This is a genomic window from Streptomyces sp. NPDC090798 (genome assembly GCF_044768965.1).
Lineage (GTDB): Bacteria > Actinomycetota > Actinomycetes > Streptomycetales > Streptomycetaceae > Streptomyces.
Genome location: NZ_JBIVXA010000040.1, coordinates 23,347 through 44,354 on the forward strand (window position 1 = coordinate 23,347; position 21,008 = coordinate 44,354).

The following is a 21,008-nucleotide window of genomic DNA, read 5'->3' on the forward strand; positions in this document are numbered from 1 at the left end:
CCTCACCTGCGGACCACCCGCTCGTGCGCACAGGTCCGTCCCCCATGATGTGCCGCAACAAGGAAGGAACGCCGATGCCTGCGCCCCGGACACCTCGGACACTCCTGGTCATACCCGTGTCTCTGGCCGTCCTGGTCCTGGCCCCGGTCGGTCTGCCGCGCATGGTGCCGACCGCCGGCCCTTCCCACTCCACCACATCCTCGGCCGCCCGTCACACCCCCGGGTCCGCGGCCCCGACGGGCTCGCACTCCCCCGCCGCCGCCCCGGCATCGGGCGCCACCCGTGCCTTCCGCCGTCTGCTCCCCCTTCTCGTCACCCGCGGCAAGGCTCCCGCCGCCGCTCTACTGGCCAGTGATGCCTCCGGCGCACGCTTCGCCCGAGCCGGCGACGGCATCGCCCGCGGCGACCACTTCCGCGCGGGCAGCATCACCAAGACGTTCATCGCGACCGTGGTGCTGCAACTCGCCGCCGAGCACCGGCTGTCCCTGTCCGACGCCCTGGACGCTCACCTTCCGGGTCTGGTGCGCGGCGCGGGCAACGACGGCCGGCGTCTGACGCTGCGCTCCCTGCTCACCCACACCAGCGGCCTGTACGACTTCACCGATGACACCAAGGGCGCCGTCCCCCTCACCCCGCTCCAGGCCGTCCGCATCGCACTCTCCCACCCCCCGGCCGCCCGCGGCCGCTTCGCCTACTCGAACACCAACTACGTCCTGCTCGGCATGGTCATCCGCCAGGTCACCGGCCACTCGTACGCCACAGAGGCCGAGCGCCGCATCATCAACCCCCTTCGTCTGACAGACACCTCCTTCCCCGGCGCCCGCACCTCGCTTCCCTCCCCGCACGGCCGCGCCTACTCCGCCGACGGCACCGACGTGACCGCCCTCGACCCGCGCGTGGCCGGCGCGGCGGGTGAGCTGGTCACCACGCTCGCCGACCTGAACCGCTTCTACGCGGCCCTGCTCGCCGGCGACCTGCTCCCGCCCCGCCAACTGCGCGAGATGCTCGACACCCGCACCGCGCAGGGCCTGTACGGCATGGGTCTGTATCCGGTGAAGCTGTCGTGCGGCACCACGGTGTGGGGGCACGCCGGCCATATCTCCGGCAGCTACGTGCGCACCGCGGCCACCGTCGACGGCCGTCGTGTCCTCACCTTCCGGGTGAACACGGACGGGATCGAGGACCCGGACCTGGAACCCGAACTGCTCGCCGCCGAGTTCTGCCCCCGCACCCAGTAGAACGCCCGGGTTTCGAGCAAAGATCCCAGCTCACGACACCCGTTCGAGTGACATTCACGGGAACCCCCGGACAGACCCTCATGGACGGCGGCCCGGGCAGACCCCCATGGACGGCGGCCCGGGCAGACCCCCATAGACGGCGGGGCCCGATCAGCGCGGCACGATGTCCGGCGCCCCCAGCCGCGCCGCGTCCGCCGTCTGGTCGTCCGGCTGGCGCTGGGACTCCCGCTCGGCCTCGACCCGCTTCTCGTAGTGCTCCACCTCGCGCTCGATCTGGTCCTTGTCCCAGCCGAGGACCGGCGCCATCAGCTCGGCGGCCTCGCGGGCGCTGCGCGTGCCGCGGTCGAAGGTCTCGATGGAGATACGGGTGCGCCGGGTCAGCACGTCGTCCAGATGCCGGGCACCCTCGTGAGAGGCGGCGTAGACGATCTCGGCCTTGAGGTAGTCCTCGGCGGCCGGAAGGGGTTCGCCCAGCGCGGGGTCGGCGGCGATGAGCTCGAAGAGCTCCTCGGCCAGCACACCGAACCGGTTCAGCAGATGCTCGACACGGACCACATGGAGCCCGGTGCGCTGCGCGATCCGCGCCCGCGCGTTCCACAGCGCCCGGTACCCCTCGGCCCCGAGCAGGGGAATGTCCTCGGTGACGCATTCGGCGACCCGCTGGTCGAGGCCGTGCACCGCCTCGTCGACCGCGTCCTTGGCCATCACCCGGTAGGTCGTGTACTTGCCGCCCGCCACGACCACCAGTCCCGGCACCGGATGGGCCACGGTGTGCTCGCGCGAGAGCTTGCTGGTGGCGTCCGACTCGCCCGCGAGCAGCGGCCGCAGTCCCGCGTACACGCCCTCCACGTCGTCGCGGGTCAGGGGCACCGAGAGCACCGAGTTCACATGCTCCAGCAGATAGTCGATGTCGGCGCTGGAGGCCGCGGGGTGGGCCTTGTCGAGGTTCCAGTCGGTGTCCGTCGTGCCGATGATCCAGTGCCGACCCCAGGGGATCACGAAGAGGACGGACTTCTCCGTGCGCAGGATCAGGCCCGTCGCGGCGTTGATCCGGTCCTTCGGCACGACCAGGTGTATGCCCTTGGAGGCCCGTACGTGGAACTGGCCCCTCTCGCCCACCATGGCCTGGGTGTCGTCGGTCCACACGCCCGTGGCGTTGACGATCTGCTTGGCGTGGATCTCGTACTCCCCGCCGCCCTCGACGTCCTGCACCCTGGCGCCGACCACGCGCTCGCCCTCGCGCAGGAATCCGGTCACGCGGGCACGGTTGGCGACCTTCGCGCCGTACGCCGCCGCCGTGCGCACCAACGTGGCCACATAGCGGGCGTCGTCCACCTGCGCGTCGTAGTACTGCAACGCGCCGACCAGCGCGTCCTTCTTCAAGGCGGGTGCTATGCGCAGGGCGTGGCTGCGCGTCAGATGGCGGTGGGCGGGCAGTCCCCGTCCATGTCCGCTCGTCATCGACATGGCGTCGTACAGCGCGACGCCCGATCCCGCGTACAGCCGCTCCCACCCCTTGTGCTGGAGCGGGTAGAGGAATGGCACCGGCTTCACCAGGTGCGGTGCGAGCCGCTCCAGAAGGAGTCCGCGCTCCTTCAGGGCCTCGCGCACGAGGGAGAAGTCGAGCATCTCGAGATAGCGCAGGCCGCCGTGGATCAGCTTGCTGGACCTGCTGGAAGTGCCCGACGCCCAGTCGCGCGCCTCGACCAGGCCCGTGGACAGGCCGCGCGTCACGGCGTCGAGCGCCGTCCCCGCACCGACCACGCCCGCGCCCACCACCAGCACATCCAGCTCACGCTCGGCCATTCCCGCCAGGGACTCGGCGCGCTCCGCCGGCCCCAGTTTCGCTGTCCTCACCGCTGCCTCCCGCTGTCTGTCGCGCTGGCCGCACCTGTCCGGCTACGCCCGGCTCACGTCCCCCTGCCCCAAAGTCTGACCGTGATGTCCGTCATCGGCCACCACGCGCCCCCAGCCTGTGGACAACACTCCCGGAAACGCGCCCGCCCAATACCGCGAATCGGTCATATTTACTCCTAGTCTGACATTGCGCTCGCCCGTTCTGTCCACAGGGCTTGCGCACCTGTCCCGCTTCGGTTACTGGGAAGGACGGCCCACGCCATGCCCGCAGATCTCGCCGTCATCGGACTCGGACATCTCGGCCTGCCCCTGGCCCAGGCCGCCGTCGCCGCCGGCATCCCCACGCTCGGCTACAAGACCGGGCCGGAGGGCGGCTCACTTACTCCGGCCGAACTGCGCCGGATGCTCTCGGGAGGCTTCCGGCCGACCACCAACCCCGCCGAGCTCGGCCGCGTCCGCACGGCCGTCATCTGCGCCCCGACCCCACCCGGCCCGGACGGCATCCCCGACCTGGGCCAAGTGGCCTCGGCCGCCCGCACCCTGGCCGAACGGCTGCGCCCGCACACCACCGTCATCCTGGAGTCGCCGGTCCACCCCGGCACCACCGAGGACTTCCTGCGCCCGCTCCTCGAAGAGGGCTCGGGCCTGCGCGCGGGACGCGACTTCCACCTCGCGTACTCGCCCAGCCGCGTCGATCCCGGCAACCGCGACTTCACCCCCGCCAACACCCCCAAGGTCATCGGCGGCCTCACCCCCGCCTGCACCGAGTCGGCCGCCGCCTTCTACGGGCGCCTCACCGACAAGGTCGTACGCGCGCGTGGCCCCCGTGAGGCGGAGACCGTGCAGCTCCTGGAGACCAACTACCGGCACGTCAACATCGCCCTGGTCAACGAGATGGCCGTGCTCTGCCACGACCTGAACGTCGACCTGTGGGACGTCATCCGCTGCGCCGAGACCAAGCCGTTCGGATTCCAGGCGTTCCGGCCGGGACCCGGCGTCGGCGGCCACGGCGTCGCCCAGGACCTCACGGGCCACTCGGGCCGCACCCTCCGGATGGTCGAACTGGCCCAGCAGGTCAACAGCCACATGCCGCAGTACGTCATCCAGCGCGCCGCCGCGCTCCTCAACGAGCACGGGAAGTCGGCCCGCGCCGCGCGCGTGCTCCTCCTCGGCGTCACCTACAAGCCCGACCTCGCCGACCAACAGGGCTCGGCCGCCCACGAGATCGCCCTGCGGCTGATGGAACTCGGCGCGTCCGTCAGCTATCACGACCCGCTCGTCCCGGCCTGGAACGTCCTCGGCCACCCCGTGCCGCGCGCGGACTCCCTCTACGAGGCGGCGGCCGACGCCGACCTCACGATCCTGCTCCAGCAGCACCGCACGTACGACCTGCAGGGGCTTTCCGTGAAGGCCCAACTCCTCCTGGACACCCGGGGAGCGACCCCGACCGGAGCCGCGCACCGACTCTGACCCCGGCGAAATCTCTGTTACGGGATGTCACTGCCGACTGCTACTGTGCGTCAGCTCTCGCACGCCTGTGCGCCCGAGTCCCGGGCGCTCGCAGGTGTGCGCTCACGTCCCTGGGGGGAACCACATGACTCAGTCGTCTCCGCCGCCGTCCGGTCCACCGGTCGACAACCCGTACGCGGACCAGAACCCGTACGCCGGCCAGCCGGGCCAGCCGCCCGCGCCGCCGCAGGACGCCGCCCAGGCCGGGTTCCCGCAGCAGGGTGCCCCGCAGGGCGCACCCCAGCCGGGCTTCCCGATGGCCCCCGTCGCCCCGGCCGCTCCGGTGCGCGACAAGCTCGGGCTCGGCCTCGCGGCCGCCGTTGGTGCCGCCCTGGTCGCGGCGGGCGTCTACGGAGTCGTCATCGGCCTCACCAAGCACGAGATCGGCTGGGCGGCCGTCGGCGTCGGCTTCCTGATCGGCCTCGCCGCGGGCCGGGTCGGCGGACGCAACCCGATCCTGCCGATCGCCAGCGTGATCCTGTCGGTGGCCTCGGTCTACCTCGGCCAGCTGGTCGGCGAGGCCATGCTCGGCGCCAAGGAGGTCGGCGTCGGCTTCAACGAAATCTTCTTCCACCACTTCGACGTGGTCCAGGAAGCCTGGAAGGCCGAGGCCGACCCGCTGACCTTCCTCTTCTTCGCCATCGCCGCGTACGCGGCCTTCTCCGGCGCCAAGAAGGCCGGTCAGTAACCCCGCCCGGTATGCGCGAGGGCCCGCCCACCTCATGGTGGACGGGCCCTTCGGCGTCGTACGAACCGCCGTACCGCTCCCGCTAGCGCTTGTGCTGGGAGTCCGCGACCGTCACCTCGACGCGCTGGAACTCCTTGAGCTCGCTGTAGCCGGTGGTGGCCATGGCGCGGCGGAGGGCGCCGAAGATGTTCATGGAACCGTCGGGGATGTGCGAGGGCCCGGTGAGGATCTCCTCGATGGTGCCGACGGTGCCGAGGTCGACCTTCTTGCCGCGCGGCAGCTCCTCGTTGACCGCTTCCATGCCCCAGTGGTGGCCCCTGCCGGGCGCGTCCGTGGCGCGGGCCAGCGGGGAGCCCATCATCACCGAGTCGGCGCCGCAGGCGATCGCCTTGGGAAGGTCGCCGGACCAGCCGACACCACCGTCCGCGATCACGTGCACATAGCGGCCGCCGGACTCGTCCATGTAGTCGCGGCGGGCCGCGGCCACGTCGGCGACGGCGGTCGCCATCGGGACCTGGATGCCCAGCACGTTGCGCGTGGTGTGCGCGGCGCCGCCGCCGAAGCCGACGAGGACACCGGCCGCGCCCGTGCGCATCAGGTGCAGCGCCGCCGTGTACGTGGCGCAGCCGCCGACGATCACGGGGACGTCGAGCTCGTAGATGAACTGCTTCAGGTTCAGCGGTTCGGCGGCCCCGGAGACGTGCTCCGCGGAGACCGTCGTACCGCGGATGACGAAGATGTCCACGCCCGCGTCGACGACGGCCTTGGAGAACTGGGCCGTGCGCTGCGGCGACAGGGCGGCCGCGGTGACGACGCCCGAGTCGCGCACCTCCTTGATGCGCTGCCCGATCAGCTCCTCCCTGATGGGAGCGGCGTAGATCTCCTGGAGGCGGCGGGTCGCGGTGTCCGCGTCCAGCTCGGCGATCTCGTCGAGCAGCGGCTGCGGGTCCTCGTACCGCGTCCACAGGCCTTCGAGGTTCAGTACGCCCAGGCCGCCCAGCTCGCCGATGCGGATCGCGGTGGCCGGGGAGACGACCGAGTCCATCGGGGCTGCCAGGAACGGCAGCTCGAAGCGGTAGGCGTCGATCTGCCAGGCGATCGAGACCTCCTTCGGGTCTCGCGTACGGCGGCTCGGGACGACGGCGATGTCGTCGAAGGCGTACGCCCGGCGGCCGCGCTTGCCGCGCCCGATCTCGATCTCAGTCACGTGTGTGGCCTTTCCCTCTTCGCTTCTGCGCCTCCCAGTATCCCCGACACCTACGACAAGGGCGGCCCCGGAACCTCCGGGACCGCCCTCACGTACCTGTACGGCTGGTCGTCAGTACACGTACGGCTAGTCGTTGCGGCTGTAGTTCGGCGCCTCGACCGTCATCTGGATGTCGTGCGGGTGGCTCTCCTTGAGGCCCGCCGAGGTGATCCGGACGAACCGGCCCTTGGACTCCATCTCGTCGATGGTGGCGGCGCCCACGTACCCCATGGTCTGGCGCAGACCGCCGACGAGCTGGTGCAGCACGTTGGCCAGCGGGCCGCGGTAGGGCACCTGGCCCTCGATGCCCTCGGGCACGAGCTTGTCGTCGGACGCCACGTCCGCCTGGAAGTAGCGGTCCTTCGAGTACGACCTGCCCTGCCCACGGGACTGCATGGCACCGAGGGAGCCCATGCCGCGGTACGACTTGAACTGCTTGCCGTTGATGAAGAGCAGCTCGCCGGGCGACTCCTCACAGCCCGCCAGAAGGCTGCCGAGCATCACCGTGTCGGCACCGGCGGCCAGCGCCTTGCCGATGTCGCCGGAGTACTGCAGACCACCGTCGCCGATCACCGGGACACCCGCGGCACGGGCCGCGAGGGCCGCTTCGTAGATGGCGGTGACCTGCGGGACGCCGATGCCGGCCACCACACGGGTGGTACAGATCGAGCCAGGGCCCACGCCCACCTTGACGCCGTCGACACCGGCGTCGATCAGGGCCTGCGCACCGTCACGGGTGGCGACGTTGCCGCCGATCACGTCGACGTGCACGCTCGACTTGATCTTCGCCATCCAGTTGAGCGCGTTGCTGTTGTGCCCGTGCGAGGTGTCGACGATCAGGAAGTCCACCCCGGCCTCGGCCAGCGCCTGAGCGCGCTCCAGTGCCTCGGGGCTGGCGCCGACGGCGGCACCCACCAGCAGGCGGCCCTCGGCGTCCTTCGCGGCGTTCGGGTACTTCTCGGCCTTCACGAAGTCCTTGACCGTGATGAGGCCCTTGAGGACGCCCGCGTCGTCCACCAGCGGAAGCTTCTCGATCTTGTGGCGGCGCAGCAGTTCCATGGCGTCGCTGCCGGAGATGCCGACCTTGCCGGTGACCAGGGGCATCGGCGTCATGACCTCGCGCACCTGGCGCGAACGGTCGGTCTCGAAGGCCATGTCACGGTTGGTGACGATGCCGAGCAGCTTGCCGCTGCCGTCGGTGACGGGGACACCGCTGATGCGGAACTTGGCACACAGCGCGTCGGCCTCGGCCAGCGTCGCGTCCGGGTGCACCGTGATCGGGTCGGTGACCATGCCGGACTCGGAGCGCTTCACCAGGTCGACCTGGTTGACCTGGTCCTCGATGGAGAGGTTGCGGTGCAGTACACCGACGCCTCCCTGCCGTGCCATGGCGATCGCCATGCGCGACTCGGTCACCTTGTCCATCGCCGCGGAGAGCAGCGGGATGTTCACCCGTACGTTGCGGGAGATACGGGACGAGGTGTCGACCGCGTTGGGCAGCACCTCGGAGGCGCCCGGCAGCAGCAGCACGTCGTCGTAGGTCAGCCCGAGTGTCGCGAATTTGGCGGGCACTCCGTCGACGTTGGCAGTCATGACACCTTCCCCAAATGGCCTTGATCGGTGCGGATGTCCATGCTAACGGGAAGCAAGGCTCTCCCATTCCACGGTTCGGATCGCCCTCGGGCTTCGTAGGTTCGTACGGGCGGGGTGGCGATGCCGTTCAGTTGCGGACCGGGGCCCGGTCCCCGTGGCACGGCGACGCGACTCCCGCGCCCGAGGAAAAACCGGTCCGCCCCTTGGGAGGGCTGACCCGCCGCGCCGGACGACGCGTCCCCAGAGGTCCCGGTGGCCAAAGACCCCTGAGACCCGCCTACTGCTCCGCCAGCGCCCGCAACCGGCTCAGCGCGCGGTGCTGGGCCACCCGTACGGCGCCCGGTGACATTCCCAACATCTGGCCCGTCTCCTCGGCCGTGAGCCCCACCGCGATGCGCAGCAGGAGCAGCTCGCGCTGGTTTTCGGGGAGGTTGGCCAGGAGTTTCTTGGCCCACTCGGCGTCGCTGCTGAGGAGAGCGCGCTCCTCCGGGCCGAGGGAGTCGTCGGGGCGCTCGGGCATCTCGTCCGAGGGAACCGCCGTCGAACCGGGGTGGCGCATCGCGGCGCGCTGCAGGTCGGCGACCTTGTGCGCGGCGATGGCGAAGACGAACGCCTCGAAGGGGCGCCCGGTGTCCTTGTAGCGCGGCAGTGCGAGGAGCACCGCTACGCAGACCTCCTGGGCCAGGTCCTCGACGAAGTGCCGCGCGTCGCCCGGAAGCCGGGAGAGGCGGGTGCGGCAGTAGCGCAACGCCAAGGGATGTACATGCGCGAGCAGGTCGTGCGTGGCCTGCTCGTCGCCGTCGACCGCGCGATGGACGAGCGCACCGATCACCGTCGTCTCGTCGTCGCGCATCGGTCCATGGTGCCTTGGCGTCGTCTTGTCCGTGGCACCGCGTCCGTAGTTGTGCACCGAAGCGTTATGAGCAGGTGCGCCGGAACTCATCTCCTGCGCCCTCCCCTTCCGCTCGACCGACTCGTCCCCGAGGAACTCCACACCTCAAGCATGCGGCATCCGCGGCGAAACGAGCAGCGGGCACTCGGCGGGCGCTGTTGTCGGCCCCGCCCACCATGAGGTAGGCGGGGTGCGTCATACCCCCGCGACGGCTCACCTAACGAACCAGACCCCACCGGAAACCGAGCGCCACGGCGTGCGCGCGGTCCGAGGCGCCGAGCTTCTTGAAGAGCCGCCGGGCGTGCGTCTTCACGGTGTCCTCGGAGAGGAACAGCTCGCGGCCGATCTCGGCGTTGGAGCGACCGTGACTCATGCCTTCCAGCACCTGGATCTCACGCGCCGTGAGCGTCGGCGCCGCGCCCATCTCGGCCGACCGCAGTCTGCGCGGGGCGAGCCGCCAGGTGGGGTCGGCGAGCGCCTGGGTCACGGTCGCGCGCAGCTCCGCGCGGGAGGCGTCCTTGTGCAGATAGCCGCGGGCCCCGGCGGCGACGGCGAGCGCCACACCGTCCAGGTCCTCGGCCACGGTGAGCATGATGATGCGCGCACCGGGGTCGGCGGACAGCAGCCGCCGGACGGTCTCGACGCCGCCCAGTCCGGGCATGCGTACGTCCATCAGAATCAGGTCCGAGCGGTCGGCACCCCAGCGGCGGAGGACTTCCTCGCCGTTGGCTGCCGTCGTCACGCGCTCGACGCCGGGCACGGTCGCCACCGCGCGGCGGAGCGCCTCTCGGGCAAGCGGGGAGTCGTCGCAGACGAGGACGGATGTCATGGCCGCCCTCCGCAGCTGATGCGCGTCACCTTGAGCCTCCAGGCTGGTACGAATCGTCATCTGTGCGGTCGACACTCGCCGACGGAACTGCCGTCTGCCCGAGCGCTTGTTCCTTCAACCGCCTCGGCACTCTCAACGATGGTCACTCGAAAGAGTTACGGGGCAGTCGGTCGTCTTCGGCACTCTACGTGAGGGCGCGGACACGACGCAGACATGCGCAACGGACCCTCAACGTTTCATCACAACCTATGCCCCATTCAGCCTGTTTTCTTCCCATTTGCTGGTGTCTGCGGCTAGATTCGCAATGAGTCATATTTTCATCTCCTTAGATCGTAGATGTACGGTCGGTGGGCACAGAGCGGCCCAGAACGGCAACAAGGGGACAAAGCAATGGCAGATTTCTCCCGCCTTCCCGGTCCGAACGCGGACCTCTGGGACTGGCAGCTCCTCGCGGCCTGCCGCGGGGTCGACAGCTCGCTCTTCTTCCACCCGGAGGGCGAGCGCGGTGCGGCACGGAGCGCTCGCGAGAACTCGGCCAAAGAGGTCTGCATGCGATGCCCGGTACGAGCCCAGTGCGCGGCGCACGCCCTGGCGGTGCGCGAACCGTACGGCGTATGGGGCGGCCTGACCGAGGACGAGCGCGAGGAACTCATGGGGCGTGCGCGCAACCGGCTGGTGGCGGCGTCGACCACGGGGAGTGGCGATCCCGCTTCGAACAACTGAAGGAACGTTTCTGCTTTTCAGTCCACAGTCGGGCACGCGCAGGCGTGCCCATGCTTTTTGGCGGCGTCAGCCGATTTTCGGCGTCGTCAGCGGCTCGCGGCCCGCGCCAGTTGGTCGAGCGTCGCCGCCACGGCCGGCACCTGTGCCAGGTCCGGCAGGGTGAGCGCGACGATCTCGCGCCGCACCGGCGGCTCCACCGTCACGGTGCGTGCGCCCTTGGGGCGTACGGACTCGATCGCGAGCTCCGGCAGGACCGCGACCCCGAGGCCCGCGCCGACCAGCCCGACCACGGCCGGGTAGTCGTCGGTGGCGAAGTCGATGCGGGGCACGAAGCCCGCGGCGCGGCAGACCTCCACCAGTTGTCCGCGACAGCGCGGGCAGCCCGCGATCCACGGCTCCCCGGCGAGTTCGGCGATCGCGACCGACCCGGCCCGCGCGAGGCGGTGCCTCTCGGGGACCAGCCCGACGAGCCGGTCCCGCAGCAGGGGCCGTACGACCAGGTCGTCCCACTCCTCGGCACCCGCGGCTCCCTCGTAGCGGAACGCGAGGGCGATGTCGCAGTCGCCGGCCCGCAGCTTCTCGACGGACTCCGGCGGCTCGGCCTCCTCCAGGGAGACCCGGGTGCCGGGGTGCGCGGCGCGCAGCGCGGCGAGGGCCGTGGGGACGAGCGTGGAACTGCCGCTGGGGAAGGAGACGAGCCGGACCCGGCCCGCGCGCAGGCCCGCGATCGCCGCGACCTCCTCCTCCGCGGCGGTCAGGCCCGCGATGATGCCCGCCGCGTGCCGGACCAGTGCCTCGCCCGCCTGGGTGAGGCGCATCTCGCGGCCCGTGCGGATGAGCAGCGGGGTGCCGACGGACGATTCGAGCGCCTTCATCTGCTGGCTGACGGCGGGCTGGGTGCAGCCCAGTTCACGTCCCGCCGCCGAGAAGGAGCCGGTGGCGGCGACGGCGCGCAGGACACGGAGATGACGGGCCTCGATCACCTTTCGAGCATAAGTGAGCCTTGGGTACGGCGGCGAATATTGCGTCGCCGCTTTGGACCTCATCGCCTAGCGTGCTGCCATGAAGCTTCTGTCCCTGAACATCGGCCGCCCTCGGGCGGTCCCCTACACGGACCAGCCCGAGGGTGTGACCGGCATCGACAAGCGGCCGGTGGACGGGCCGGTGCGGGTGGCGGCACCCGGGCCCAAGGGGGTCGGCGCGAGCGGCCTCGCCGGGGACGCGGTGTGCGATCTGCGTCATCACGGCGGCAACGACCAGGCGGTGTACGCGGTCGCCCGCGAGGACCTCGACTACTGGGGGCGCGAGCTCGGCCGGCCGCTGGCGAGCGGCGCGTTCGGCGAGAACCTGACGACCCAGGGGCTCGACGTGTCCGGCGCGCGGATCGGCGAGCGCTGGCGCGTCGGCTCCGAGGTGGTCCTCGAAGTCACCTGCGGGCGCATCCCCTGCCGTACGTTCCAGGAGCACCTCGGCGAGCAGCGCTGGGTGAAGCGGTTCACCCAGAAGGGCGCGCCCGGCGCCTATCTGCGGGTGATCGAGCCGGGTGATATCCGCTCGGGCGACCCGATCGAGGTCGTGCACCGGCCCGACCACGAGGTGACGGTCGCCCTCGCCTTCCGCGCCGAGACGACCGAACGGGCGCTGCTGAAAAGGGTGTTGGCCGCGGGCGACGCACTGCACCCGGAGTTGCTGGAGATGGCGGAGAAGTACGTGGCACGGCACAGCGCCTAGCCACTCGGAGCGGGGGCGCGGGACGGGGCGCGAGGCGGGGCGTCCGGGGTGTGCGGGGAACTCGTGGAGCAAGGTGGGCGTTGGGTGGCGGGGGCGCGGCGGGCCTGGTCAGGTCACTAGCCTTGGGCCATGACAACGGCTCTGATTACGGGATCGACCGCGGGCATCGGCGCCGCCTTCGCGCGGCGGCTGGCGGCTGACGGGCACAACCTCGTGCTGGTGGCGCGCGACACCAGGCGGCTGGGCGAGCAGGCGACCGAACTGCACGACCGGCACGGCATCGAGGCGGAGGTGCTGACCGCCGACCTGGCGACGGACGAGGGCATCGAGGCGGTGACCGCCCGCCTCTCCGACCGCAAGAACCCGGTCGACCTGCTGATCAACAACGCCGGCTTCGGCAACAAGGGCCACTATCTCGAGGTGTCGATGGCCGACGAGCTGACGATGCTCAAGGTGCACTGCGAGGCGGTGCTGCGGTTGACGTCGGCGGCGACCGAGGCCATGCGGGAGCGCGGCCGGGGCGGAGTGGTCAACGTCGCGTCGGTGGCCGCGTTCGTGCCGCGGGGTACGTACGGGGCGTCCAAGGCGTGGGTCGTGCAGTTCACGCAGGGCGCGGCGCGGGATCTGGCGGGCAGCGGCGTACGGCTGATGGCGCTGGCCCCCGGTTTCGTCCGCACCGAGTTCCACCAGCGGGCCGGGATGAGCACGGACAACATCCCGAACTGGATGTGGCTGGATGCGGACAAGCTGGTCGCGGCGGCGCTCGCGGACCTGGCCCGCGGCAAGTCGCTGTCCGTCCCCGACCCCCGCTACAAGGCGCTGATGGGCCTGGTGAAGGTGGCGCCGCGAGGACTGCTGGGCGGGATCACGTCGAAGACGGGCCGGAAGTACGGCCCCCGGTAAGGGCCACCGCGCGGTGGGTGCTGTCGTCCCTCCGGTGGGAAACTGAGGGTGTTCAACCGGACCCAGGGGGCCGGAGGCGACGCCATGACATTCGTACAGCTCATCGATTGCAGGACCAGCCGGTTCGACGAGATGAACCAGCTGATGGACACATGGGTCGAGAAGACCAGGGGCAGGCGGACCGCGACGCACAACGTGATCGGCAAGGACCGCTCCGACGCGACCCACTACATAGAGATCGTGGAGTTCCCCTCGTTCGAGGAGGCGATGCGCAACTCGCACCTCCCCGAGACCGACAGGATCTTCCAGGAGATGGTGGCGCTCTGCGACGGGCTGCCGAGGTTCACCGACCTGGACGTGGTGCGGGACGAGCAGTTGTTCGCGGCCAACATCCGCAGGTTCTTCGAGACGATGGCCGGCCCGGGCGAACTACCGCCGCTCAACGGTCTGATGACGGAGAGTTACCACGACCACGATCCGGCCAACGCGCAGGACACCATCGGTCTCGACGCGATGCGGCGCGAGATCGAGATGTGGCGCGGCGGATTCGACTTCACGTTCACGGTCGAGGACCAGCTCACCCAGGGCGACCGGGTCTGCACCCGGTGGGCCTGGAACGGCACCCACAAGGGCGACTTCATGGGGATCCCGGCGACCGGGAAGCAGGTCACCATGACCGGCACGACCGTCTTCCGCTGCCAGGAGGACGGGAAGATCGCCGAGGGCTGGTGGCAGTACGACCAGCTGGGGCTGATGGGTCAGCTGGGGGCGTTGGACGCGCTGGAGCAGTAGCCGGAGCAGTAGTAGCGGCCGGAGCAGTAGTACCTGGGCAGTGGTACTGGGCGGAGCGGGTGGTGCCGGTCGGAGCAGGGGGTACCGAGTACGGGAGAAGCCCCCGTTCCGTGCGGAACGGGGGCTTCTTCGGGAGTACGAGACTCAGTGGGAGTGCCCGTGGCCGTGGCCGTGACCGGCGTCGGCCTCTTCCTCGGCCGGCTTCTCGACGACCAGGGTCTCGGTCGTGAGGAGCAGGGAGGCGATGGAGGCGGCGTTCTCCAGGGCGGAGCGGGTGACCTTGACCGGGTCGATGACTCCGGACTTGACCAGGTCGCCGTACTCGCCGGTGGCGGCGTTGAAGCCCTGGCCCTTGTCGAGCTCGGCGACCTTGGAGGTGATGACGTAACCCTCCAGGCCGGCGTTCTCGGCGATCCAGCGCAGCGGCTCGACGGCGGCCTTGCGGACGACCGCGACACCCGTGGCCTCGTCGCCGGTCTTGTCGAGGTTGCCCTCGAGGATCTTCACGGCGTGGACGAGCGCGGAGCCACCACCGGAGACGATGCCCTCCTCGACCGCGGCGCGGGTCGCGGAGATGGCGTCCTCCAGACGGTGCTTCTTCTCCTTGAGCTCGACCTCGGTGGCGGCGCCGACCTTGATCACGCACACGCCGCCGGCCAGCTTCGCGAGGCGCTCCTGGAGCTTCTCGCGGTCCCAGTCGGAGTCGGTGTTCTCGATCTCGGCCTTGATCTGGTTGACCCGGCCGAGGACCTCCTCGGAGTTGCCGCCACCGTCGACGATGGTGGTGTCGTCCTTGGTGACGGTCACGCGGCGGGCGCTGCCGAGCACGTCCAGGCCGACCTGGTCGAGCTTGAGGCCGACCTCCTCGGCGATGACCTGACCACCGGTGAGGGTGGCGATGTCGCCGAGCATGGCCTTGCGGCGGTCACCGAAGCCGGGGGCCTTCACGGCGACGGCGTTGAACGTGCCGCGGATCTTGTTCACGACCAGGGTCGACAGGGCCTCGCCCTCGACGTCCTCGGCGATGATCAGCAGCGGCCGGGAGGCGTTGGACTGGATGACCTTCTCCAGCAGCGGCAGCAGGTCCTGGATGGAGCTGATCTTGCCCTGGTGGATGAGGATGTACGGGTCGTCGAGGACGGCCTCCATACGCTCCTGGTCGGACACCATGTACGGGGACAGGTAGCCCTTGTCGAAGGCCATGCCCTCGGTGAAGTCCAGCTCCAGGCCGAAGGTGTTGGACTCCTCGACGGTGATGACACCGTCCTTGCCGACCTTGTCCATCGCCTCGGCGATGAGCTCGCCGACCTGCGGGTCCTGGGCGGACAGCGCGGCGACGGCCGCGATGTCGGACTTCTCCTCGATCGGGCGCGCGGTGGCGAGGAGCTCGTCCGAGACCGCCTTGACGGCCGCGTCGATGCCCTTCTTCAGCAGCGCCGGGGAGGCACCCGCGGCGACGTTCTTCAGGCCCTCGCGGACGAGCGCCTGGGCCAGCACGGTGGCGGTGGTCGTACCGTCACCCGCGATGTCGTTGGTCTTGGTTGCCACCTCCTTCACCAGCTGGGCGCCGAGGTTCTCGTACGGGTCGTCGAGCTCGACCTCGCGGGCGATGGTGACACCGTCGTTGGTGATGGTGGGTGCGCCGAACTTCTTGTCGATGACGACGTTGCGGCCCTTGGGGCCGATCGTCACCTTGACCGTGTCGGCAAGCTTGTTGACGCCGCGCTCGAGGGCGCGACGGGCGTCCTCGTCGAACTTCAGGATCTTCGCCATGGGAGCGATTCAGCCCTCTCGGAAAACTGGGGTGAACGAACCGCGCCCCCGACGCCCGGCTGGTTATGGTCGCGGGGGCCAGGGGCGCAGTTCACTGCAAAACTGGGTGAAACGGTGAAGCTCGGCGAACTACTTCTCGATGATCGCGAGCACGTCGCGAGCCGAGAGTACGAGGTACTCCTCGCCGTTGTACTTCACCTCGGTGCCGCCGTACTTGCTGTACAGCACGATGTCGCCGGTGCTGACGTCGAGCGGCAGGCGCTCGCCGTTCTCGAAGCGGCCCGGGCCCACGGCGAGGACGACGCCCTCCTGGGGCTTCTCCTTCGCGGTGTCCGGGATGACCAGGCCAGAAGCCGTGGTCTGCTCGGCGTCCAGCGGCTGGACCACAACACGGTCCTCGAGCGGCTTGATGGCAACCTTGGAGCTGGTGGTCGTCACGATCCGACCTCCCCCTTCGGAGATCTCACGGGGTTAACTGTCTGAGGTGGCGACCAGGTGGATCCGTCGTCGCGGGTGCCGGACCTGCCCGTCGCTATTGGCACTCTCCAGGGGGGAGTGCCAGGGCCGAGACTATGACCGCGATTAGCACTCGGTCAAGCGGAGTGCCAAAGCCTCCGGCGTGGCGTGGGGTTTTGGGCACCCGGCGCGCGTGTCGGCGTACCCCTGGGGGCTGCGCCCCCAGCCCCCCTTTCTCGGCCTGGACGGCCTCGTCCTCAAACGCCGGACGGGCTGCCCCGGCCGAACGGTCAGAGGTAGTTCTCCAGACGCGCCGGCGTGAAGCCCTCCGCCTGGATGCGTCGCAGGAGTCGGACCGTCGCCTCCGTGAGGTTGGGCTCCTCGAAGCCGGAGAGGATGTCACCCGGTCGCAGGCGGCGGGCGTCGGGCTCCCGGCCGAGGACGACGGCCGCGACCCCGCAGTCGGCGGCGGCGTGCAGCGTGGTGGTGTCGTAGGTGCCGTAGGGGGGACGGAAGAGCCGGGGGCGGACGCCGAAGCGGGCCTTGAGCTTCTCCTGCTGACCGCAGATCTCGGCCCGCTGGCCCGCGTACGGCAGTCCGCGCAGCGAGGCGTGGTGGAGGGTGTGGTTCTGCACGCTCGCGCCGACCGTCCGCAGCTGGGCGAAGTGCCCGTACCCCGGCCCGACGACACTGTCCGTGAGGAACATGCTGACCGGCAGCCGCAGTTCACGGACCATGTCGACGAACCGCGGATCGCGCTCGGCGCCGTCGTCGTACGTCAGGAACACCACCTTGTCGCGGGTGGGCACGCGCTCCACGACGGGAGCCAGTCCCGGCGCCGCGCCGCGGAGGGCGGGCCGGGCGGGCTGCTGCGGCGGGGTGGCGAGCGGGGTGGGCAGCCCCCAGTGGCGGTACGTCGCCGGGGTCGGCCCGTTCGGCCTGGACCTGCGCACCTCCTGCGCGGCCTTCTTGCCCAGCCGTTCGATCGGGTCGACGGACTGGGCACAGCCGGTGCAGCCGGTCAGGAGCGCCGCGGTGAGCGCCCCCGCGACCAGCGCCCGTGTTCTCACAGGTAGTCCTCCAGCCGTGCCACCGCGTACCCCTTGTCGGTGACCATCTTCAGGAAGCGGCGGATCATGTCGGGCATGGTGCCGTCCCAGTCCTCCCTGCCGCGGAAGTGGGTGAGGACGATGTCGCCGGGGTGCAGGTCGCGGTCCCAGTCGCGGTACTCCCAGTGGTCGACGAAGACTTCCTCGTCCCAGATGGGCGCGTACTTGATGCCGCAGGACTTGGCGGCGCGCAGGGTGTCCTGGTTGTAGTTGCCGTAGGGCGGCCTGAAGACCCTCGGGCGCTTGCCGAACTGCTTCTCCATGATGTCCTGCATGCCGCAGATCTCGTGCCGCTGCTCCTCGTACGACAGCCCCGGCAGGTAGGGGTGGGTGAGGGTGTGGTTGTTGAGGGTGACGCCCCGGTCGCGCATCTTCCGGAAATACCCGTAGTCGTCCTTGACCAGGTAGTTGCTCAGGAAGGCGGTGTAAGGGATCTTCAGGTCGCTCATCATCCTGAGGAACGCCGGGTCCTTCTCGGAGCCGTCGTCGATGGTGAGGAAGACGACCTTGTCCTTGGTGGGGACGGTCGTGAAGACCGGCGGCAGGCCGAGCTCCTCCTGATCGGTGACCTCGAAGCCGTCGCGGGGTCCGATGACCGGCTTCCTCGCCGGGGCCGGCGGCGCGGCCAGCGGGACCTTCGCGAGCCCCCAATGCTTGGCCGCGGCGGCCCGGGCGGCCTGCTGCGCGCGGAGTCTGGCGGCGTAGGAGTCGAGGGCGCGGGCCGGGGGCGCGTGCAGCGCCTGCTCGGGTCCCCCGGCCTGACGGGCGCCGTTGGTGTCGTCGTCGGCGCAACCGGACGCGAGGGCGGCGACGGCGAGGACGGCGACCCCGCCCCACACACGCGCCCTCTTTGCGTTGTTTTTGTACTTTTGTCGTACTGATCGCATGGTGTCGGATCCTCGCAGGCCACCGCCCGTCCGGGGCTCCGACACCGCGACCGGGGGCGCACCGTCCACCGACTGGCCCACACCCACCCGCACTGACCGACAATGGGCCGGTGAACGACGTCTCCTTCGCCTCCCTCCTCACCCCCGAGGGCCGCGCCCTGCTCGACGAGGTGCGCGGCACCGAACCGGCCCAGGAGCTGGCCGTCGCCACCCGGCTGCGCCGCGACCACCCGGCCGAACTGGTCTCGGCCGCGCTCGGGCAGGCGCGGTTGCGGCAGCGGGCGGCGGCGAAGTTCGGCGCCGAGGACGCGGAGCGGATGTACTTCACCCCGAACGGGGTCGAGCAGTCGACGCGCACCACGGTCGCCACCCATCGCGCGCGGCGGCTGCGGTCCCTGGGCGTGCGCTCGGTCGCCGACCTGTGCTCCGGCATCGGCGGCGACGCGATCGCGCTGGCCCGTGCCGGGATCCGCGTCCTCGCCGTAGACCGCGACCCGCTGACGGTGGCGGTGGCACGCGCGAACGCCGAGGCGCTCGGGCTCGCCGAGCTGATCGAGGTGCGCGAGGCCGATGTCACGGAGGTCGACACGCAGGCGTACGACGCGGTCTTCGTGGACCCGGCGCGGCGCGGCGGACGCGGCCGTATCTTCGATCCGGAGGCTTACTCGCCCCCGCTCTCCTGGGCGATCGCGACGGCGCTGAAGGCCCCGCTCGCCGCCCTGAAGATCGCCCCGGGCATCCCCCACGAGGCGGTCCCCGCCGAGGCCGAGGCCGAGTGGATCTCGGACGCCGGGGATGTGAAGGAGGCGGTGCTGTGGTTCGGCACCGAGCCGGGGCTGGTGCGGGCCACCCTGCTGCCCGGCCCGCGCGAGCTGCGCGGCCGCGGCCTGCCCGACCCCGCGGTGCGGGAGGTCGGGCGCTACCTGTACGAGCCCGACGGCGCCGTCATCCGGGCCCATCTGGTGGCCGAGGTCGCCGAGGAAGTCGACGGCGGGCTCGTCGACGAGACGATCGCGTACGTCACGGCGGACGAACTGCGACCGACGCCGTACGCCTCGGCCTACGAGATCACCGACCGTCTTCCCTTCAACGTGAAGAAGTTGAAGGCGCTGCTGCGGGAGCGGGGTGTCGGGGTACTGACGGTGAAGAAGCGGGGGTCGGCGGTCGAGCCGGAGGAACTCCGCAAGAAGGCCCTGCCCAAGTCGCACGGCCCCCACTCGGCCACCGTCTTCCTGACCAGGGTCGCGGGGGCACCGACGATGCTGCTCGGCCACCCGGCCCAGCGGCACGCCTCCTAGCGGCAGTCCCGCGCCCGCGTCTCCAGCAGTTCGCGTTCCCGTTCGTTGCGGGCCAGGCCCGCGGCTCGTTCGAACTCCGCGCGGGCCTCCTTCGTGCGGCCGAGGCGGGCCAGCAGGTCGCCGCGGACGCTGGGCAGCAGGTGGTAGTCGCGCAGTGCCGGTTCGCCGGCCAGCCGGTCGACGATCTCCAGCGCCGGGGCGGGGCCCTCGGCCATGGAGACGGCGACGGCGCGGTTCAACTCGACCACGGGAGACGGGGAACGGGCCGCCAGCAGCCCGTACAGGGCGGCGATCTGCCGCCAGTCCGTGTCCTCGTACGCGTATGCCTGGGCGTGGCAGGCGGCGATGGCGGCCTGGAGGGCGTACGGGCCGGGGGGCCCGGTGGTGACGGCGCTCGCCCGGCCGAGGGCGGCGAAGCCGCGGCGGATCAGCAGGCGGTTCCAGCGGCGACGGCTCTGGTCCCTGAGGAGGACGGGCTCGCCCGAGGGGCCGGTGCGGGCGGCGGCGCGGGACTCCTGGAGCTCCAACAGGGACACCAGCCCGTGCACTTCGGGTTCCTTGGGCATCAACTCGGCCAGCACGCGGGCCAGTCGCAGCGCGTCCTCGCACAGCGCGGGGCGCAGCAGGTCGTCGCCCGCCGTGGCCGCGTACCCCTCGTTGAAGACCAGGTAGATGACCTCGAGCACGGACCCGAGGCGGGCCTCGCGGTCCGGGCCGTAGGGGACCTCGAAGGGGACGCCCTTCGTCGCCAGGGTCCGCTTGGCGCGCACGATGCGCTGGGCGACGGTCGCCTCCGGGGCGAGGAAGGCGCGGGCGATCTCGGGGGTGGTCAGACCGCCGACCAGGCGCAGGGTGAGGGCGATGCGGGCCTCGGCGGAGAGGACGGGGTGGCAGGCGGTGAAGACGAGCCGCAGCAGGTCGTCGTCGATGTCGTCCGGGTCGGAGGGTTCGTCGAGGTGGTGCGCGGCGGTCACCGAGAGGTCCCGCCCCACCTCCGCCAGCTTGCGCGCGTACTGCTCCCGGCGGCGTACGAGATCGATCGCACGACGCTTGGCCGTGGTCGTCAGCCAGGCGCCCGGGTTGTCCGGGACGCCGTCCCGGGGCCACTGCTCCAGCGCCGCGACCAGGGCGTCCTGCGCGAGCTCCTCGGCGATGCCGACGTCGCGCACGATGCGGGAGACGCCGGCGATGATGCGGGGCGACTCGATCCGGAAGATCGTCTCGACGGCTTCGACGGCTTCGACCACTTCGTCGGCACCTCGGGCGGCCCCGGACGCGACGGGCTGCGAGACGGGCGTGACGGCGGGCTGCTGCTCTTCCACAACCCACCATCAGACACCCGTGTCGGCCGCAGGCCAAGGAACCGCTGGGGCATGATCCGCCGGACAGGTCCTAGTAGTGCTTCGTTAGGTTGTGGGCTGTCTGCGGCTGCTCCGAGGGCTGGGCAGGGGGCGTCCGCAGGTGGTGCAGGTACCGGTCCAGCA

General features: G+C 70.7%; 19 protein-coding genes. 8 read left to right on the top strand and 11 right to left on the bottom strand.

Annotated features, from left to right (window positions below; all coding sequences use genetic code 11):
* Window positions 1–74: 74 nt before the first annotated feature.
* A complete protein-coding gene (locus tag ACIQTP_RS45500) occupies window positions 75–1,238 on the top strand; it encodes a serine hydrolase domain-containing protein (RefSeq protein ID WP_403411746.1) in 1,164 nt (387 codons plus the stop codon).
* 150 nt (window positions 1,239–1,388) lie between these two features.
* On the opposite strand, the gene ACIQTP_RS45505 is transcribed toward ACIQTP_RS45500, so the two are convergent.
* Window positions 1,389–3,095 carry a glycerol-3-phosphate dehydrogenase/oxidase gene (locus ACIQTP_RS45505; protein ID WP_403411749.1) on the bottom strand — a complete coding sequence of 569 codons (1,707 nt, stop codon included), beginning with the start codon at window positions 3,093–3,095 and terminating at the stop codon, window positions 1,389–1,391.
* Between the two features lie 261 nt (window positions 3,096–3,356).
* Here ACIQTP_RS45505 and ACIQTP_RS45510 point away from each other — a divergent pair, with 261 nt between their 5' ends.
* Both ACIQTP_RS45510 and ACIQTP_RS45515 read left to right on the top strand, forming a co-directional pair.
* On the top strand, window positions 3,357–4,565 hold the full coding sequence (locus ACIQTP_RS45510; RefSeq protein ID WP_403411752.1) for a nucleotide sugar dehydrogenase: 1,209 nt from the start codon (window positions 3,357–3,359) through the stop codon (window positions 4,563–4,565).
* Window positions 4,566–4,689: 124 nt separating this feature from the next.
* Window positions 4,690–5,292: a hypothetical protein gene (locus ACIQTP_RS45515; protein WP_403411755.1), complete on the top strand. Its 603-nt coding sequence runs from the start codon at window positions 4,690–4,692 to the stop codon at window positions 5,290–5,292.
* A gap of 82 nt (window positions 5,293–5,374) precedes the next feature.
* Here the strand turns inward: ACIQTP_RS45515 and ACIQTP_RS45520 are convergent, their stop codons facing one another.
* From ACIQTP_RS45520 to ACIQTP_RS45535, 4 genes are all read right to left on the bottom strand, one after another.
* Complete coding sequence (locus ACIQTP_RS45520) at window positions 5,375–6,499, bottom strand: GuaB3 family IMP dehydrogenase-related protein (RefSeq protein ID WP_403411758.1); 1,125 nt, start codon at window positions 6,497–6,499, stop codon at window positions 5,375–5,377.
* Between the two features lie 126 nt (window positions 6,500–6,625).
* Window positions 6,626–8,131, bottom strand: coding sequence for an IMP dehydrogenase (gene guaB / locus ACIQTP_RS45525; protein ID WP_403411761.1), 1,506 nt, complete (start codon window positions 8,129–8,131; stop codon window positions 6,626–6,628).
* A 277-nt stretch (window positions 8,132–8,408) separates the two neighbouring features.
* Complete coding sequence (locus tag ACIQTP_RS45530; RefSeq protein ID WP_060901477.1) at window positions 8,409–8,984, bottom strand: sigma-70 family RNA polymerase sigma factor; 576 nt, start codon at window positions 8,982–8,984, stop codon at window positions 8,409–8,411.
* A gap of 256 nt (window positions 8,985–9,240) precedes the next feature.
* Window positions 9,241–9,852, bottom strand: coding sequence for a response regulator transcription factor (locus ACIQTP_RS45535; protein ID WP_003948568.1), 612 nt, complete (start codon window positions 9,850–9,852; stop codon window positions 9,241–9,243).
* Window positions 9,853–10,242: 390 nt separating this feature from the next.
* Between ACIQTP_RS45535 and ACIQTP_RS45540 the strand changes: the two genes are divergently transcribed.
* Window positions 10,243–10,575, top strand: coding sequence for a WhiB family transcriptional regulator (locus ACIQTP_RS45540; RefSeq protein WP_060901471.1), 333 nt, complete (start codon window positions 10,243–10,245; stop codon window positions 10,573–10,575).
* Window positions 10,576–10,661: 86 nt separating this feature from the next.
* Here ACIQTP_RS45540 and ACIQTP_RS45545 read toward each other — a convergent pair whose 3' ends face one another.
* Window positions 10,662–11,558, bottom strand: coding sequence for a LysR family transcriptional regulator (locus ACIQTP_RS45545; protein WP_168510402.1), 897 nt, complete (start codon window positions 11,556–11,558; stop codon window positions 10,662–10,664).
* Window positions 11,559–11,637: 79 nt separating this feature from the next.
* Here ACIQTP_RS45545 and ACIQTP_RS45550 point away from each other — a divergent pair, with 79 nt between their 5' ends.
* The 3 genes from ACIQTP_RS45550 to ACIQTP_RS45560 all read left to right on the top strand — a co-directional run bounded on the left by ACIQTP_RS45550 (window position 11,638) and on the right by ACIQTP_RS45560 (window position 14,001).
* A complete protein-coding gene (locus ACIQTP_RS45550; protein ID WP_403411766.1) occupies window positions 11,638–12,306 on the top strand; it encodes an MOSC domain-containing protein in 669 nt (222 codons plus the stop codon).
* 129 nt (window positions 12,307–12,435) lie between these two features.
* A complete protein-coding gene (locus ACIQTP_RS45555) occupies window positions 12,436–13,209 on the top strand; it encodes an SDR family NAD(P)-dependent oxidoreductase (protein WP_403411769.1) in 774 nt (257 codons plus the stop codon).
* A gap of 84 nt (window positions 13,210–13,293) precedes the next feature.
* Window positions 13,294–14,001: an ester cyclase gene (locus ACIQTP_RS45560; RefSeq protein WP_403411772.1), complete on the top strand. Its 708-nt coding sequence runs from the start codon at window positions 13,294–13,296 to the stop codon at window positions 13,999–14,001.
* Window positions 14,002–14,145: 144 nt separating this feature from the next.
* On the opposite strand, the gene groL is transcribed toward ACIQTP_RS45560, so the two are convergent.
* The 4 genes from groL to ACIQTP_RS45580 form a co-directional block, all read right to left on the bottom strand.
* On the bottom strand, window positions 14,146–15,774 hold the full coding sequence (gene groL / locus ACIQTP_RS45565) for a chaperonin GroEL (RefSeq protein WP_095853064.1): 1,629 nt from the start codon (window positions 15,772–15,774) through the stop codon (window positions 14,146–14,148).
* Between the two features lie 129 nt (window positions 15,775–15,903).
* Window positions 15,904–16,212 (bottom strand): co-chaperone GroES, encoded by a 309-nt coding sequence (groES, locus tag ACIQTP_RS45570; RefSeq protein WP_060901476.1) that lies wholly within the window; start codon window positions 16,210–16,212, stop codon window positions 15,904–15,906.
* A 308-nt stretch (window positions 16,213–16,520) separates the two neighbouring features.
* On the bottom strand, window positions 16,521–17,300 hold the full coding sequence (locus tag ACIQTP_RS45575) for a polysaccharide deacetylase family protein (protein WP_403411776.1): 780 nt from the start codon (window positions 17,298–17,300) through the stop codon (window positions 16,521–16,523).
* Entirely contained in the window at window positions 17,297–18,226 is a 930-nt protein-coding gene (locus tag ACIQTP_RS45580) for a polysaccharide deacetylase family protein (RefSeq protein ID WP_402034781.1), read from the bottom strand. The genes ACIQTP_RS45575 and ACIQTP_RS45580 overlap by 4 nt, the downstream gene beginning before the upstream one ends.
* A gap of 110 nt (window positions 18,227–18,336) precedes the next feature.
* On the opposite strand from ACIQTP_RS45580, the gene ACIQTP_RS45585 reads away from it, so the two are divergent.
* Complete coding sequence (locus ACIQTP_RS45585; protein ID WP_403411780.1) at window positions 18,337–19,524, top strand: methyltransferase domain-containing protein; 1,188 nt, start codon at window positions 18,337–18,339, stop codon at window positions 19,522–19,524.
* Here ACIQTP_RS45585 and ACIQTP_RS45590 read toward each other — a convergent pair.
* Window positions 19,521–20,771, bottom strand: a complete 1,251-nt coding sequence (locus ACIQTP_RS45590; protein WP_403411786.1) for an RNA polymerase sigma factor — start codon at window positions 20,769–20,771, stop codon at window positions 19,521–19,523. The genes ACIQTP_RS45585 and ACIQTP_RS45590 overlap by 4 nt on opposite strands.
* Window positions 20,772–21,008: the final 237 nt, after the last annotated feature.

Bases quoted from the DNA above. Each gene is read 5' to 3' on its own strand.
- ACIQTP_RS45530 (WP_060901477.1), bottom strand. From the start codon at position 8,984: ATGCGCGACGACGAGACGACGGTGATCGGTGCGCTCGTCCATCGCGCG.
- ACIQTP_RS45535 (WP_003948568.1), bottom strand. From the start codon at position 9,852: ATGACATCCGTCCTCGTCTGCGACGACTCCCCGCTTGCCCGAGAGGCG.
- groL (WP_095853064.1), bottom strand. From the start codon at position 15,774: ATGGCGAAGATCCTGAAGTTCGACGAGGACGCCCGTCGCGCCCTCGAG.
- ACIQTP_RS45510 (WP_403411752.1), top strand. From the start codon at position 3,357: ATGCCCGCAGATCTCGCCGTCATCGGACTCGGACATCTCGGCCTGCCC.
- ACIQTP_RS45560 (WP_403411772.1), top strand. From the start codon at position 13,294: ATGACATTCGTACAGCTCATCGATTGCAGGACCAGCCGGTTCGACGAG.
- ACIQTP_RS45555 (WP_403411769.1), top strand. From the start codon at position 12,436: ATGACAACGGCTCTGATTACGGGATCGACCGCGGGCATCGGCGCCGCC.
- ACIQTP_RS45500 (WP_403411746.1), top strand. From the start codon at position 75: ATGCCTGCGCCCCGGACACCTCGGACACTCCTGGTCATACCCGTGTCT.
- guaB (WP_403411761.1), bottom strand. From the start codon at position 8,131: ATGACTGCCAACGTCGACGGAGTGCCCGCCAAATTCGCGACACTCGGG.
- ACIQTP_RS45550 (WP_403411766.1), top strand. From the start codon at position 11,638: ATGAAGCTTCTGTCCCTGAACATCGGCCGCCCTCGGGCGGTCCCCTAC.
- ACIQTP_RS45580 (WP_402034781.1), bottom strand. From the start codon at position 18,226: ATGCGATCAGTACGACAAAAGTACAAAAACAACGCAAAGAGGGCGCGT.
- ACIQTP_RS45515 (WP_403411755.1), top strand. From the start codon at position 4,690: ATGACTCAGTCGTCTCCGCCGCCGTCCGGTCCACCGGTCGACAACCCG.
- ACIQTP_RS45540 (WP_060901471.1), top strand. From the start codon at position 10,243: ATGGCAGATTTCTCCCGCCTTCCCGGTCCGAACGCGGACCTCTGGGAC.